The following is a 14,640-nucleotide window of genomic DNA, read 5'->3' on the forward strand; positions in this document are numbered from 1 at the left end:
TGGGTGTCCATATTCGGTTCACACGCCGTTTACTATTGTCCGGTGTTGATAGACAGTTGGTCCCAACGAGGGGACGCACCCGGACAGTCGGATCGTTCGTGGTCGAGTTCTCATCGAGTCCTTCTGATCGGCACAGCAGCATTGACCGTGCTGGTCCTGGGCGTGCAGGCGTTCGCGTCGTACAAGGGCTATCTCGGTCCGGTGGAAAGCCTGTTCGGTGACTACTTCCTCGTTCCCCGCTCCGCGACGATGCCCTGGGTTGGCCTCGCTCTCGCACTGGTCGGACTGAACAACAAGGAGCGCATCTACGCGGTATCCGCGGCCGTCGTGATCGACGTGGTCGTCGGCGCGATCCGCTGGTTCTCCGGTGGGCCGCTGACGATGGGCACCGGCGGCACCTGGGTGCTGACGGCCATCGCGGTGTACGCGGTGTGGAAGTTGTCCGGTGAGCGTCGACTCAGCGTTCTGCACGGCGTTGCGCTGGGCGCGTTGCTCATCATCGCGGCCAAGGTTGCCGAGACGTGGCTGGAGATCACCATTCTCGTCGGCACCGATGTGTGGGACGAGTACGTCTTCCTCGCAGACCAGGCTCTCGGGAACCCGTCGTGGGTGATGGGCCAGATCGTCGACGCCATGGGCCCCGTCGGCGCCGCAGCGCTCGACTGGATCTACGTCGAACTGCCGGTAGCGGTGATCGTGGTCGCGCTCTATCAAGTACGCAAGGGATGGCCGTCGCATCACCTGCTGCGTACGTTCCTGCTCATCGGGTTGATCGGCCCGATCTTCTACGTCCTGTTCCCGGTGGTCGGTCCGGTGTTCGCCTTCGGTCCGCGTGGTTTCGGATTCCAGATCGGTGACTACTGGCCGAACATCGTGCCCAACTTCGACTTCGCGTCACCGTCGTCGCTGCCGTTCGACGACGCCGCGCCACGAAACTGCATGCCGAGCCTGCACACCGCGTGGGCAGTCGCGTTGTTCATCCACTCTCGCAGCGGGCCGTGGTGGATTCGCAGCCTGGGATCGTTCTGGCTCGTCGCGACCCTGACGGCGACGCTCGGTTTCGGATTCCACTACGGCGTCGACCTCATTGCCGGTGCGGTTCTGTGCTTGACCCTCGATGCGGCGCTGCGGGATCCGGAGCGCGGCTGGGGTTGGTTCCGAGTACGTCTGTTGCTCGGTGGCTCGGCACTGCTCGCGGGGTTGTTGCTCTCCTACAGATTCGCTTCGGTGCAGATGGCCGAGTACCCGGCGATCTTCGGTCCGCTCCTGCTCGCCGTTCTGGTTCTCATGTCGGTGGCGTACTTCGCCACCTTCTTCGCCCGCCCCGGCACCGCTCTTGCAGTGTGGGGCGAGCGCGACGATGGGTGGGATGTCGCTACCGGAGAGAGTCCGGGTCTTCCAGTTCGTTGATCTTCATGAGGTCGTCCTCCTCGCGCTGTTCGCGGTAGGCGACCCGTCCGACGCTGTGTGCGATGACCGGCGCGGTCAGCAACGTGAAGATGCCGACCAGTACCAGCATCCAGATGTCGACGCTCCCACGAAGCAGGAACACGGCACCCATCAGAACAAGGATGAGCCCGACCACCTGAGGCTTGGTGGCCGCGTGCATACGGCGCAGGGTGTCGGGGAAGCGAACGATTCCCACTGCGGCGGTCAGCGCGAGCAGCGCGCCCAGGAAGATGGAGATTGCCCCGATCGTGTCGAGGATGTTGCCGATCACTGGTCACTCACCCGGAAGCGTGCAACGGACACCGAACCGATGAAGCCGACCAGTGCCAGCGCGACGATCGCGGGAACGATGGTCGTGTCTTTGCTGTACGCGGCCCAGACCGCGAGCCCACACATCGAGACCGCAATGATCGTGTCCAGGGCGACGAGGCGGTCGAGTGAGCTCGGCCCGTCGAGCAATCGGAACGTGGTCAGTACGGCGGCGATCAGGAGAATCACTCCCGAAATGATCAAGATCGTGGTGATGAACCCGTTCATGGTCGGTCCTCCTGCCGGGGTGCATCGAATTCGTAGTCGCGCTGGTGCCACGGGCTGGGCTGCCAGTCCGAATCACGTTCGAACGACGCGATGAACAACCGCTCGAGATCCTCCACCGAGCGGTAGAACGCGCTGACGGCTTTCTGCGAACCGACGTCGAGCACGTGGACGTAGACGATGCGCCGGTTCTGGTCGATCTCGAGAACCATCGTGCCCGGGATCAGGTTCAGAACGTCGATGCACAGCGTGAGAACCAGGTCCGACTTGATCCCGAGTTGGTACCGCAGAACTCCGGTGACCGGCGGCGGCGACGGACGGATCGCCAGCCAGGCGACCTGGATACTCGACTGGATCGCGTAGTACACGATCATCCACAGCAGACGCAGGATCGAGAGCAGATGGACCCGGCCCTCCACCGGTACGCGGGGGAGGGGAAGCAGGACCATGATGATCAGGCCGACGGCGAGTCCGCCGAAGATGTTGCCGAAGCTGATGTTGCCCCACAACAGGATCCACACGACCATCAGCCACAGCAGGATCCCGACGCGGAGTACCTGTTCGCGTTTCATCGCGGAGCCTCCTCGGTGTTCGGGGCCTCGGTGTTCGGGGCATCGGTACTGGGCGCTTTTGCCGGGTCGTCTGCAGCGACGGGGGCTTCGTCGACCGGAACGGGTCGGTGGTTGCCGAGAACCGCGTCGATGTAGATGGACCGGTCCTGCAGATCCTTCGCCGCTCGGTCGCTGATGTCGATGATCCGGCCCGCGAACACAGTCAGCCCCAGGCCGACGATGACGAGCCCGACCGTCGGAATCAGCATGAAGATCGGAATCTTGCCGACGTCTTCGCGGTCGACGAACGCGATGTCCTCTTCGGATTCGTCGATCAACGCTGACGGGCTGACGTCGGCGAGGTCACCTTCGGGCGCGTCGGCGCGGGCTCGCCAGAATGCCTTTGTCCACACGCGGGCGACCGCGTAGAGCGTCAGCAAGCTGGTGATCGTGCCGCCGGCGACGAGGATCCAGGCCAGCGCGCTCGCGTCGGACGCACCGGCTTGCAGGAGTGCGACCTTGCCGATGAAGCCCGAGAACGGTGGGATACCACCGAGGTTCAGGGCCGGGATCAGGAAGACGATTGCGAGGATCGGGCTGGCCGCCGCGAGACCACCGAGACGACGCAGCGACGACGACCCGGCTTGTCGTTCGATCAGACCCACCACGAGGAAGAGCGTCGTCTGCACGATGATGTGGTGGGCGACGTAGTAGATCGCGCCGGACAGCCCGGACGTCGTGGACAACGCGATACCGAAGATCATGTAACCGATATGGCTGACCAGGGTGAACGAGAGCAGACGTTTGATGTCGCTCTGCGCGATGGCACCCATGATGCCGACCACCATCGTCAGCAGGCCACACACCATCAATACGTTGTCGAGTTCTCCTTGCGGGAACAGCAGCGAGTGCGCCCGGATGATCGCGTACACACCGACCTTGGTGAGCAACCCCGCGAAGACGGCGGTAATCGGTGCGGGCGCGGTCGGATACGAGTCCGGGAGCCACGCCGACAGCGGGAAGACCGCAGCCTTGATGCCGAACGCCACGAGGAGGACACCGAAGATGGCGGTGCGTGTTCCTGGCGGAATGTTGTCGAAGCGCAGGGCCATGTCGGCCATGTTGAGGGTGCCGGTCGCCGCGTAGGCGAAGGCGATGCCTGCCAGGAAGATCAGCGAAGACACCATCGAGACCATCACGTACGAGATGCCGGCCCGGACGCGGTCGGCGCTGGCACCGAGCGTCAGGAGAACGAAACTCGCGGCGAGCAGGACCTCGAAACCGACGTACAGGTTGAAGAGGTCACCGGCGAGGAACGCGTTGGAGATACCAGCAGTCAACGCCAGATAGGTCGGCAGGAAGATCGAGACCGGCTGGGCCTCGCTGCCGTCGCGAATACCCTGACCGATCGCGTAGATCATGACGGCGAGCAGTACCACCGACGAGACCACGAGCATCATCGCCGAGAGACGGTCGACCACGAGTGTGATGCCGATGGGCGAATCCCAGCCGCCGACCTGAACCGCGGTCGTACCGTCGCGGTCTGCGAGGTAGAGAAGCAGGCCCGACACCGCGACGACGCCGACGAGCGCGATCAGTGTGATCACACGCTGGAAGCGCGGGCGTCGGCCGACGACCAGCGTCGCGGCTGCGGCCAGCATCGGGATCAGGACAGGCAGGGGCGCAAGGGCTCCCATCAGGTTGTCCGAGATGGTCATGCGCCTCCACCTCCCTCGATCTTGGTCTGGCGAGCGTCTTTGCGCCGCTTCTCGGATTCCTTCTTACGAGCAAGGTCGGTGGCCCAGTCGGGTACCGGTTCGTCCTCGAAGTCGCCGTCGTGGAGGTCGTCGTAGCATTCGATGTCCTCGAGGTTGACCAGTTGTTCGAGGGGAATGGGGTTGCCGTCCTTGTCGAATGCGTCGCCGCCGATGCTCGGGGCACCGGTGAGCGGGTCGTCGGAGCGGTCGTGGTCGGGAGCGTCGGCGGGCAGGCGACGCTTGAGAACCTTGGTGTCCTCGGGATCGTCCTCGACGGCGTCGGCGGTGTTGATCTTGTAAGACCGGTACGCCAGTGCCAGAACGAAGCCGGCGATACCCATCGTGATCACGATCGCCGTCAGGATCATGCCCTGGGCGAGCGGATCCGCTATCTCCTCGTGGACCGAATCTCGGCCGACGATGGGCGGATTCCCGTCCGATCCACCGACGGTCAGGATCAAGAGGTTGATGGCGTTACCGAACAGGAGCAAGCCGAGGAGCATCCGGGTGATGCTTCGTTCGATCAGGAGGTAGACACCGGCCGACGTGAGGACGCCGATCAGGATCAGCATTCCGATGTTTGCGCTCATGGTGCTTTCACCTCGATTTCTGCGTCGAGGCGGGCGCCGAGACTTCGGAGTACGTCCAGGACCAGGCCGACCACGATGAGGTAGACGCCCAGGTCGAAGAACAGTGCGGTGACCAGTTTGACGTGGCCGATGAGCGGGAGGGTGAACTCGAAGACGGCCGACGAGAGTGCCGGGGCGCCGAGGAACAGCGACACCAGGGCGGTGCCCGCGGCCAGCGCCAAACCGAGGCCGAGAATCTTGCCCGCGTCGATGGGTACGGCTTCACCGAGTTCGTAGCGGCCACCGGCGAGGTAGCGAAGTACCAGTGCCAGGCCCGCCGTCAGGCCGCCGGCGAAACCGCCGCCGGGGGCATTGTGGCCGGAGAAGAAGAAGTAGATCGACAACACCATGATGGTCGGGAAGATCAACCTCGTGGTGACCTCCAGAACCAGCGAACGGTGTCGCGGATCGATCAGGTCTCCGCCGCGCAACCACGTCGTGTCAGAGTTGGCGGCCGCCTTGTCGACGATGACGGAGGGTGCGTCTGCGACGCGAGGCGCAATGCCGAAGCGGCGGTTGCGGAACACGAGGCTGGCGACGCCGGTTGCCGCGACCAGCAGCACCGAGATCTCACCGAGGGTGTCCCATGCGCGGATGTCGACGAGTAGGACGTTGACGACGTTCTTGCCGTTGCCCAGGTCGTAGGCCGCGTCGGGAAGCAGTTCGTAGATCGGACGAGTGTTTCGGGCATTGGTCGCGAAGGCCGCGATGGTGGTGACGGTGATACCGACGGCGACGGCGAGTGCGGCACGCGGCCACTTGAAGCCGATCGCCTTGCTCTCGTCGACTTCGGCGGGGAACTTCCGGAGCACGAGCACGAAGATCACCAGTGTCAGCGTCTCGACGAGGAACTGGGTCAGCGCGAGGTCGGGTGCACCGTGCAGCGCGAACAACACGCCGCAGCCGTAACCGGTGAGTCCGACCAGGATGACGCTGGCGAGGCGGTTGCGCATCAGCGTCGCGGCGATGGCGGCCGAGATCATCATCAGCGCGATCGTGAACTGGATGGGCGAATCCCACATCCGAAGGTCGACTCCGCCACCCTTGGTGTCGATGATCAGCAGGAACAGCGGCACCACGACCAGCGTCGCGAGAATCGTCGACTGCGTGCGGGGGAGCGAACCACGCTGAGTGGCGCCGGTCAGGCGCATCGAGATCGTGTCCATGCCGCGCAGGGTCGCGTCGTAGATACGGTCGGCGTTGCCGAGCGGCGGGTGCTCGAAGTGCAGTCGGCTGATCTGACGCTGCGCGATGTAGAGCGCGACACCGCCGGCGATGACGATGCAGGTGAGCAGCAGCGGAGTGTTGAATCCGTGCCACAGCGCGAGGTGGTAATCGGCGTGCGGTCCGGGAGCCAGCGTGGTGGAGTACGGCGTCAGCAGCTTCTCGAGTTGGGGCGAGAGAATGCCTGCGGCCAGACCGAGAACAGCGAGCAGGCCGGGCGCGAACAAGAACAGCCAACCAGGCTTGTGCATCTTGCTCACGGCCGGACTTGGCTTGCTCAGGGTCTTGCGTCCGAAGGCGCCCCAGATGAAGCGGACGCTGTAGCCGACCGTCAGGATCGAGCCCAACACGATCACCGTGACGACGGCGATGGACGACCAGTGGCCGAGCGCGTTCGTTTCGAGCACCGATTCGAGTGCGGCTTCCTTGCCGACGAATCCGAGGAGTGGTGGCAGACCGGCCATGCTGGCGGCAGCGAGGCTCGCGATGATCGCGAGAGCGGGTGCCGCTTTACCCAGGTGAGCAAGTTTGCGCAGGTCACGGGTGCCGGTCGTGTGATCGATGATGCCAACGACCATGAAGAGTGCGGCCTTGAACATCGCGTGCGCCACGACCATCGTCATGCCGGCCAGGGCGGCGTCACGCGTGCCGATGCCGACCAGGACCATCATGAAGCCGAGTTGGCTGACCGTTCCGAAGGCGAGGACGAGTTTGAGGTCGTACGCGCGCATGGCTCGCCAACCGGCGAGGATCATCGACAGCAGACCCAAACTGATGATGGTGATGCGCCACGGCGGCGAATCGGCGTACCCGGGAGCCAGGCGCGCGACGAGGTAGATACCGGCCTTGACCATTGCAGCAGCGTGAAGATAACCGCTGACAGGGGTTGGCGCGGCCATTGCACCGGGAAGCCAGAAGTGCAGGGGCACGATTGCCGATTTGGAGAGCGCACCGATCAGGATCAGGACGATCGCGACGGACGGGAGCCACCCCGTCGGCGGGTTCGCGACCAGTTCGGACAGGTTGTAGCTGCCGCCGACCTGGCCGAGGATGATCATGCCGACCAACATCGCCAGACCACCCGCGGTGGTGACCAGCAGTGCCTGGGTCGCGGCGCGGCGGCTGGTGGCGCGTTCGGCGTAGTGACCCACGAGCAGGAACGACAGGACCGTCGTCAGTTCCCAGAACACGTAGAGAAGCAGCATGTTGTCGCTGGTCACTAGCCCGAACATGGCACCCGCGAAGGCGACCATCTCGGCGGCGAAGATACCGAGTCGAGGTTCGTCGTCGGTGAAATAGCGGGCGCAGTAGACCAGGATGAGCGTGCCGACACCCAGGACGAGCACGGCCATGATGGCCGAAAGCGCGTCGAACCTGAAGTCGATGTCCATCGACAGCCCTGGAACCCAGGTGATGTGCAGCGTCTCGACGGTGCCCCATTTGTCGATGACCCAGCCGAGGCCGGCGAGGGGGACTATCGCGAGGGGGAAGAAGCCGTTTCGCCCTAACCTGCGCACCACAAGCGGAGCCAAGAGGGCGGCAACGGCATGGGCAAGCAAGATAGCGAGCAAAAGGCACTCCGTCGTGTTGTCAGCGGGCGGCGGGGTGTCCGAACAAAATCGAACCTATCGGATTAACGAGACAATTCACCTTGTCGGAGAGGTTGTCTTTGCGTACATATTACCGGGCGTGGCAGTTTCGATGTGCAGCGAGTCGATTCGGACATCTTCAGCACTCGCTGATACACGTAGGTTGGACGACGTGAATTCGTCCACTCCCTCCACGATCATCCGTACCGCTGCCCTCGCGCACATTCGCGATCGCAAGCTGATCCAGACCCGCTCCGTGGGCAAGACCGCGTTCTACATGGCCGGCGGAAAGATCGACCCGGGTGAGACACCCGAGCAGGCGCTGCACCGCGAAATTCGGGAGGAACTCGACGTCGATCTGGTCGACGGAACGGTGAAGTTCCTCGACGTCTTCGAGGCTCACGCTTTCGGTCATTCCGCGGACACCGGGCTGCACATGAGTTGCTATCTGGCGGAGATGGCCGGAGACCCGCACCCGACCAGTGAGATCGCCGAGTTCCGATACTTCACGCTCTCCGAGTACGCGGCGATGGACGAGGTGGCGCCGGGATCGCTCAAAGTGTTCCATCGCCTGGCGTCGATGGATCTGATCGACTGATCGACGGAGGAACGGATCGTGTTATCCGGCCCAATCGCAGACTTGTGTAGGCGCAGACGGCCACGATGATCAGCGCGACGGCGTCGAGTATCAGGATGTCGGTCGAGATCTCGAACGGGCCGACCGTAGTGATGCCGTTGAAGGGCTTGTTCTCGTCCAGCGGGGTGTACGCCGTCCATCCGTAGTCGAACTGCGGATAGACGAGCAGGGCCAGCGCCGTCGGGCCGAAGATGACACCGAGTCCGACGAGGGCTCGTGACGCTCCGGTCCGCGGTGGTTCCCGGTACATCGCGCTGGCGATCGCGTAGGTGACGACCGCTGCGGTCAGGGCGACAAGAAGATCGCTGATCGTGAGAAGGTCACCGATCTTCGGCGAAGGCGACGTGGCATAGCTGACGATCCCGGCGACCGTCACCGTCAGGAGCAATCCGTAGCCGACGACGCGGGACGGTGCGAGAGCGCCGACGGCTGCCGCGGCAACGATGACGACGCCGATCACGACGGCGGTCGAGGCCGGGGTTTTCGACCACTCCATCGCCTCGGTTGCCGGACGATTCGCCGAGACCGCCGCCAGAGTTGCGACGGCAGCGGTACACATCAGCAGGATCCGACTGCCGTCGCCCAACACCCGCGCACAGATCACCGTGATCACCAGCGCGACGAGTAGCAGGGGCACCGCCGCCGTGACGGTGGTGATGTCGAACCACCAATTTGCCGCGACGCCGAAGAGGGTGAGCACCGCTGCGATCGTCACCGGCCGAACGGCCATCCGTTCCTTGGGGTGGTCCTTGTCGAAATCGTGGAACCAGAACGCGGCGACACATGCGGCGGTCAATGCCAGTGCGATCAGTGTTGCCGCCAGCACTGGTGGTTGAAACTGGTTGGTGTTGTCGGCGATGTAGTCCGCGTACCGCCGAGGAATTGCATCCTCGTCCAGGAGCGAATCCGAGACATGTACGGCAACAATCGTTCCCGCGACCGAAGCGGCTCGGACCCGGGGAGCGGCAGCAACCGTGACCGCGCCGACAGCGACTCCCGCCCCGACGGGCGAGAGTGCCTCGAAGTTGTGATCGTAGAGTCCGGGCAGTTCGAGGAGGAGCCCACCGAATGCCGTCATGGCAGCGGTCCGTAACCGGCAACGGGCCATCATCGCGGCTGTCCCGACCGCGACGACAGCCAAGACGCCGGCGCCGATGGTCGAAATCGACCAGAATCGGTCGCCGGTCGAAATCGACGTCGACTGGCTGTTGACGAAGGGCGCCAAAGCGACGACGGTGACGACGAATGCCGTCACACCACTCAGTGCGACGAGCAGCGTCCTGCGGGCGATGGGCACTGCTCCAAAATAGTCAATCCGGTACCAGTTGCACCGCAATAGGAGGTCTCAGTCCGGTGACGGTGTGTCAACGCGGTTGCGGCGGCGGAGCGCGATACCGGTGGCGACGACAACTACACACATCAGGAGTGCGGTACCGACGGAACGAGGTGGCGCCTCGTACGCGTAGGCAATCGTCGAGGCTTCTGCCCGATACGCTGCGCCGGGTTCGATCGCGTCGATGTAGCCGCGCAGTGCGGAGTCCTGCTGGAAGTACGTCGAGGGTGGATCGGGCCGGAGGTACGTTGACGACACAGTCTCGATGTCGTGCTGCCCGATCGACATGAAGACCAGGGCAGTGAAAGGAATGGTCAACCCCAGCGCCCCGATGACGGGATTCGAGGGCAAGACGGATCCGAGCAGCAATCCCGACCCGACGCCTAGCGCGACAATGCGGAGCAGTAGAGCAAGTTCGTGTTCGCCGTCGAAGATCCACTCCGACAACGGGATCGCGGCCAGCAGTGCCAGACCTGAAATCGTGCGATCTCGGTGTCGGGAACGCGTCAACCCGAAGACAACTGCGATGATCGCGAGGGCAGTGATCACCAACGGCGAGGTTCGGTCACCGTCGAGAAAGAAGCGGTCAGTCAGATCGGCGAACACCGTCGCGGCGGCGGCAGCAACGGCGGTTGCAGCCCAGAGGAATCCGCCGCTGTCTGAAGTTGCGTCGAGTTTCCTCGTACAGAACCAGGTCAGGGTGAGGACTGCGACGGTGGACGCGATCATGACCAGCCAACCCGAATACGTCGACGGGCGCTCTTGCCGGTCGACGACCGAACTCAGAATCCGTTGAGTGACGGCGAGCCCGGTGACAACCGCCAGAGTGGCTGCGGCAACGCCCGGTTCGCTTTCACCTAGCCGAGATTCGGAGTCAACCGTGATGGCGCACGCTACTGCGCAGATCGACGTCAGCCACAGAAGTGCCCAGGCGGGTTCACCGATGGACGACGTGCTGATGGGTATCAAATCTCCGGTGGACGATTGCGCGGCCAACCACGTCGACACCAAGCCCACGATCAGCAGGTTGCGACCGATGCGACTGTCCCACGAGGCGGCGACCGCGCCACCCAGGATGAGTCCTGCTGCAATGGTTTTGGCAAAACCCAGAACGCTCAGCAGATCAAGACCAAGTTCTTCGGGGACGACGTATCTGATCAGAATCAGCACGACGACGCCCACGTACACAAATGCCCACGCGCGCCTGCGGGAACCGCGGTGCTGGAGATAGGCGCAGGCCGCCACCGCGACGATGGCGCCGACCACGACGCTGGTGGATTGGCTGCTGATCCATTGGTCGATCTTCGACTGCGGTTCGGTAACAGGCCATCTCATTCGCACCGGGTTCGTCAGCGCCACGGCGGCAAGGATTCCCGCGAGAAAGGCCGCAAGGGCGCCGGTGGTTGATCTGACGTCGATGGTCATCGGTCTGTCCTGATCAGGCGGTCTCGGTGGGTTCCGGTACCTCGACGGGCGGATGTGAAGGTCGTCGGAGGATCGCCGCGCCGCAGAAGCCGATGATCAGGGTGAAGAGTACCGCTGCGCCGACGGTCTGAGCGGTGACGTAGTCGACGGTGATGCCGATGCCGCGTCCGAATAATCCTCCGTCGCCGTGGGGAGAGACCGCGTCGATGTCGAGCTGGCCTTGGATGTATATCGACGTCATCATCGGTGGGAAAGAGAGCTGATCGGTAAGGATGGCGATCGACGAGAAGGTCATCGCGGCAAAGGGAATGGCGAGTCCGAGTGTGGCGTCGACCAAGCTGCCGGGAGCCAGGGAACCGAACAGCAATCCGGCGGCGAATCCCAGTGCGGCGATCTTCAGCGCGATTGACCAGACACCGTGCGCAGAGTCGAAGGGCAGTAGTTCTGACAGTGGTACCGCAACGAGAACGGCGATGGGAACGAGGTTTGGCACCTGCTTGTGCAGTCTCAATCCGACGGCGACCGGCAGGGCTGCGAAAAGCACCAGTACCCAAAGGGACTTCAGGTCTCCCCAGTGACCGGAACCCTTCGCGATGTCGACGAACAGCGGAGCCGAAGCAGCTGCCAACGCGGTTGCCGCCCAGAGGAACTTGCCACCAGTGCCGGAGGTGTCGCCGAGACGGTAGGCGGCGATCCACGTCAACGCGAGCGCAGCACCTGCCGCCAAAACCATGACGATCCAGGCGGTTGCCTCGGACGCGTATTGCTGGCGGTCGATCACGGCGCCGAGCACGCGATGCCCGATCGCCAGCGCGGCGATCACCACAAGCGCGATGCGGATTTCGCCCGCGTCGGGCTTGCGGATTCGGAAGCCGGCCTGCGCGGTCACTGCGCAGGCGATTGCTGCTGCGGCCGTGGCGCCGATCAGCCACCATGACGGCTCACCCACCGAAGACGTCGTCATCCTGGCTGTCCCACCGGCGAACGTGCGGATCGCGAGGAAGGTGGCGAGTACTCCGAGTAGTGTCGCGTTCTTCGTGGCAGTGCGGTCCCAACTGACGGCAACCACACAGCCCAGAATAGTGCCGGCTGCAACACTTTTGACGATGATCAAGGCGATCAGCAGGTCCAGTGACGCAACCTCGGGTACGACTGCACGAATGATCGCGATGACGGCGACCCCGACAGCGATCGCGATCCAGGCTGCCCGACGGGACCCGCGACGCTGTGAAAGGGCGCAGGCAAGCACGGCAACTACGGCGCCGAGTCCGACAGCAGTGGGTCCACTGCTGATCCAGCGATCCACTTCCGATGGGGAGGCGACGATGGCCCAGTCACGAAGAACCGGATTGGTCAGGGCCAGCGCAGCGAGTATCGCGGACAGGAGCGCAGCGACGGTGGTGAGGATCGCTCGAAGATCGAGTGGCATCGGGCCAACCTATCGCGGCGCCGCAACATCGGTAGCGGGCGGCGTGAGTGCCGGAAACCAGATGTCGGTGAGAACGTCTGCTGCGACGTCCGCACCCGCGGTGATTGCGCCCTGCTCGGCCCAGCGAATGAAGAAACGCTCGATTTGTGTGAGCAGGAGCTCTACTCGGAGTTTTGCTTCGTCATGTCGGTCCTGCGGCCACCGGGCCAGGTACGACGGCATCGCGTTGGGCAGTGCGGAGATGCCTTCGCGGGCCAGTGTGCGGAACTCTGGTTCGAGGACCATGGCCTCGTCCCACGCCCGCATCATGTGGTGGTGATCGCGGCACCAGTCGAGAGCGCGGTTGATCCAGCCGGCGAATTCTTCGCGCGAACCGGAATCGAGTACATGGTCGAGATCCTGGAATATGGCGAGGGTGCTGGATACGACAGTGTTCGAGCCGAGGGCCTTGAGAATGTCGATCTTTCCGGGAAAGTGCAGGTAGAAGGTGGCTCGGCTGCAGCCGACCCGGCCCGCGATGTCTTCCACGGTGACAGCCGCGTATCCGCGTTCGGTGAAGAGCGCACCGGCGGCGTCCACGAGGTCTGCGCGGGTTCGCTGCTTCTGCTTCTCTCGCAGAGTCAGTCTGCCGGAGGTATCTGTCATTACCGGGATCCTAGTGCCGCGGGGGCTCTTGCGGGACGGTTGCACGAGACTCCCCGTCTTTCACTTGACAGGCCGTTAGTGAAAGCTACTCTGTGGTGTAGCGCACATTCGACCGATCAGAGGACGCCATGACCATCTCGGATACAACACGCACGCCTGACCTGCCGGCCGGATTCGACGTCACCGATCCTGCTGTCCTCGGGGAGCGGATCCCTTTCGAGGAGTTCGCCGAACTGCGTCGCAACGCACCCGTGTGGTGGTGTGAGCAGCCGCCGACGGTCGGCGGATTCCAGGACGAGGGTTACTGGGTGGTCTCGCGTCACGCTGACGTCAAAGAGGTCAGCCAGCGCAGCGATGTGTTCTCGAGCTGGGAGAACACCGCGATCGCGCGTTTCGCCGACGACATGCCCCGCGAGGCCGTCGAGATGCTCCGCCATCTTCTGCTCAACAAGGATGCGCCGGAGCACACCAAGCTCCGCAAGCTGATTTCGAAGCTGTTCACGCCTCGCGCTATCAACGGCATGCGCGACGAGTTGGATCGTCGTGCGCGGAGCATCGTCGACACCGCTGTGAGCGAGGGCCCGGGCGACTTCGTGAAGCAGGTTGCCAGCGAGCTGCCGCTCCAGGCGATCGCGGATCTGATCGGTGTGCCGCAGGACGATCGAGACAAGCTGTTCAAGTGGTCCAACGAGATGATGGGCTACGACGACCCGGAATACCAGGGTGATCCGGCAGTCGCGTCCACCGAGGTCCTCGGATACGCGTACCAAATGGCAGACGCGCGTCGTACCTGCCCGGCAGACGACATCGTCACCACACTGGTCCAGGCGGATATCGACGGCGACTCTTTGAGCCCGGAAGAGTTCGGGTTCTTCGTGTTGATCCTGGCGGTGGCGGGCAACGAGACCACCCGCAACGCCATCACGCACGGAATGATCGCGTTCCTGGACAACCCCGAGCAGTGGGAGCTGTACAAGAAGGAACGTCCCAAGACGACCGCCGACGAGATCGTTCGTTGGGCGACACCCGTCACCGCATTCCAGCGCACCGCGCTCGAGGACACGGAATTGGCAGGAGTATCGATCAAGAAGGGGCAGCGCGTGGTGATGCTGTACAGCTCCGCGAACTTCGACGAGGACGTGTTCGAGAACCCGATGACGTTCGACATCACTCGTAACCCCAATCCGCACTTGGGCTTCGGTGGAACGGGCGCGCACTTCTGCATCGGTGCCAACCTCGCTCGCATGGAGATCGACTTGATGTTCAACGCGATTGCCGACAACGTCCCGGACATCACCAAGATCGGTGATCCGCGCCGTCTGCGTTCGGGTTGGATCAACGGCATCAAGGAGTTCCAGGTCGATTACAAGAGCACAGGCTGCCCGGTCGCTCACTAGAGTCGGTAGGTGAGAGGTACACCCCACGATCTCGAGGAGCC

At 63.6% G+C, this 14,640-nt stretch carries 13 protein-coding genes; 3 read left to right on the forward strand and 10 right to left on the reverse strand.

The genetic code is table 11. The annotated features are described in order from the left end of the window. Nucleotides 1–42: 42 nt before the first annotated feature. On the forward strand, nucleotides 43–1,410 hold the full coding sequence (locus ACFQ6Y_RS23760; RefSeq protein WP_378637878.1) for a DUF5933 domain-containing protein: 1,368 nt from the start codon (nucleotides 43–45) through the stop codon (nucleotides 1,408–1,410). On the opposite strand, the gene mnhG is transcribed toward ACFQ6Y_RS23760, so the two are convergent. Genes mnhG through ACFQ6Y_RS23790 form a run of 6 tightly spaced genes read right to left on the reverse strand, consistent with a single transcriptional unit; the run spans nucleotide 1,376 to nucleotide 7,715 of the window. After that, a complete protein-coding gene (mnhG, locus tag ACFQ6Y_RS23765) occupies nucleotides 1,376–1,720 on the reverse strand; it encodes a monovalent cation/H(+) antiporter subunit G (protein ID WP_058038511.1) in 345 nt (114 codons plus the stop codon). The genes ACFQ6Y_RS23760 and mnhG overlap by 35 nt on opposite strands. Next, nucleotides 1,717–1,986 (reverse strand): monovalent cation/H+ antiporter complex subunit F, encoded by a 270-nt coding sequence (locus tag ACFQ6Y_RS23770; RefSeq protein WP_003945061.1) that lies wholly within the window; start codon nucleotides 1,984–1,986, stop codon nucleotides 1,717–1,719. The genes mnhG and ACFQ6Y_RS23770 overlap by 4 nt, the downstream gene beginning before the upstream one ends. Further along, nucleotides 1,983–2,555 carry a Na+/H+ antiporter subunit E gene (locus ACFQ6Y_RS23775; RefSeq protein ID WP_050655100.1) on the reverse strand — a complete coding sequence of 191 codons (573 nt, stop codon included), beginning with the start codon at nucleotides 2,553–2,555 and terminating at the stop codon, nucleotides 1,983–1,985. Before ACFQ6Y_RS23775 ends, ACFQ6Y_RS23770 begins: the two co-directional genes overlap by 4 nt. Next, entirely contained in the window at nucleotides 2,552–4,252 is a 1,701-nt protein-coding gene (locus tag ACFQ6Y_RS23780) for a Na+/H+ antiporter subunit D (RefSeq protein ID WP_378637880.1), read from the reverse strand. Before ACFQ6Y_RS23780 ends, ACFQ6Y_RS23775 begins: the two co-directional genes overlap by 4 nt. Beyond that, entirely contained in the window at nucleotides 4,249–4,881 is a 633-nt protein-coding gene (locus ACFQ6Y_RS23785; RefSeq protein WP_378537348.1) for a Na(+)/H(+) antiporter subunit C, read from the reverse strand. Before ACFQ6Y_RS23785 ends, ACFQ6Y_RS23780 begins: the two co-directional genes overlap by 4 nt. Continuing rightward, nucleotides 4,878–7,715, reverse strand: coding sequence for a Na+/H+ antiporter subunit A (locus tag ACFQ6Y_RS23790; protein WP_378637883.1), 2,838 nt, complete (start codon nucleotides 7,713–7,715; stop codon nucleotides 4,878–4,880). Before ACFQ6Y_RS23790 ends, ACFQ6Y_RS23785 begins: the two co-directional genes overlap by 4 nt. Nucleotides 7,716–7,905: 190 nt before the next feature. On the opposite strand from ACFQ6Y_RS23790, the gene ACFQ6Y_RS23795 reads away from it, so the two are divergent. After that, the gene (locus ACFQ6Y_RS23795) at nucleotides 7,906–8,331 is read left to right on the forward strand and encodes an NUDIX domain-containing protein (protein WP_378637886.1); all 426 of its coding nucleotides are present in this window, start codon (nucleotides 7,906–7,908) and stop codon (nucleotides 8,329–8,331) included. On the opposite strand, the gene ACFQ6Y_RS23800 is transcribed toward ACFQ6Y_RS23795, so the two are convergent. From ACFQ6Y_RS23800 to ACFQ6Y_RS23815, 4 genes are read right to left on the reverse strand one after another with little or no spacing between them, the layout of a single operon-like run. Then, nucleotides 8,288–9,667, reverse strand: coding sequence for a hypothetical protein (locus ACFQ6Y_RS23800; protein ID WP_378637889.1), 1,380 nt, complete (start codon nucleotides 9,665–9,667; stop codon nucleotides 8,288–8,290). The two genes, ACFQ6Y_RS23795 and ACFQ6Y_RS23800, sit on opposite strands and share 44 nt — an antisense overlap. A 48-nt stretch (nucleotides 9,668–9,715) precedes the next feature. After that, nucleotides 9,716–11,128, reverse strand: a complete 1,413-nt coding sequence (locus tag ACFQ6Y_RS23805; RefSeq protein ID WP_378637893.1) for a hypothetical protein — start codon at nucleotides 11,126–11,128, stop codon at nucleotides 9,716–9,718. A 13-nt stretch (nucleotides 11,129–11,141) separates the two neighbouring features. Next, nucleotides 11,142–12,557, reverse strand: coding sequence for a hypothetical protein (locus tag ACFQ6Y_RS23810; protein WP_378637896.1), 1,416 nt, complete (start codon nucleotides 12,555–12,557; stop codon nucleotides 11,142–11,144). A gap of 9 nt (nucleotides 12,558–12,566) precedes the next feature. Continuing rightward, on the reverse strand, nucleotides 12,567–13,202 hold the full coding sequence (locus ACFQ6Y_RS23815; protein WP_378637899.1) for a TetR/AcrR family transcriptional regulator: 636 nt from the start codon (nucleotides 13,200–13,202) through the stop codon (nucleotides 12,567–12,569). 128 nt (nucleotides 13,203–13,330) lie between these two features. Between ACFQ6Y_RS23815 and ACFQ6Y_RS23820 the strand changes: the two genes are divergently transcribed. After that, complete coding sequence (locus tag ACFQ6Y_RS23820) at nucleotides 13,331–14,599, forward strand: cytochrome P450 (protein WP_003945041.1); 1,269 nt, start codon at nucleotides 13,331–13,333, stop codon at nucleotides 14,597–14,599. The last annotated feature ends 41 nt before the right edge of the window (nucleotides 14,600–14,640 follow it).

It is taken from the genome of Rhodococcus sp. NPDC056516 (genome assembly GCF_042794655.1).
Lineage (GTDB): Bacteria > Actinomycetota > Actinomycetes > Mycobacteriales > Mycobacteriaceae > Rhodococcus_F.

Bases quoted from the DNA above. Each gene is read 5' to 3' on its own strand.
- ACFQ6Y_RS23780 (WP_378637880.1), bottom strand. From the start codon at position 4,252: ATGACCATCTCGGACAACCTGATGGGAGCCCTTGCGCCCCTGCCTGTC.
- ACFQ6Y_RS23820 (WP_003945041.1), top strand. From the start codon at position 13,331: ATGACCATCTCGGATACAACACGCACGCCTGACCTGCCGGCCGGATTC.
- ACFQ6Y_RS23770 (WP_003945061.1), bottom strand. From the start codon at position 1,986: ATGAACGGGTTCATCACCACGATCTTGATCATTTCGGGAGTGATTCTC.
- ACFQ6Y_RS23775 (WP_050655100.1), bottom strand. From the start codon at position 2,555: ATGAAACGCGAACAGGTACTCCGCGTCGGGATCCTGCTGTGGCTGATG.
- ACFQ6Y_RS23785 (WP_378537348.1), bottom strand. From the start codon at position 4,881: ATGAGCGCAAACATCGGAATGCTGATCCTGATCGGCGTCCTCACGTCG.
- ACFQ6Y_RS23810 (WP_378637896.1), bottom strand. From the start codon at position 12,557: ATGCCACTCGATCTTCGAGCGATCCTCACCACCGTCGCTGCGCTCCTG.
- ACFQ6Y_RS23815 (WP_378637899.1), bottom strand. From the start codon at position 13,202: ATGACAGATACCTCCGGCAGACTGACTCTGCGAGAGAAGCAGAAGCAG.
- ACFQ6Y_RS23805 (WP_378637893.1), bottom strand. From the start codon at position 11,128: ATGACCATCGACGTCAGATCAACCACCGGCGCCCTTGCGGCCTTTCTC.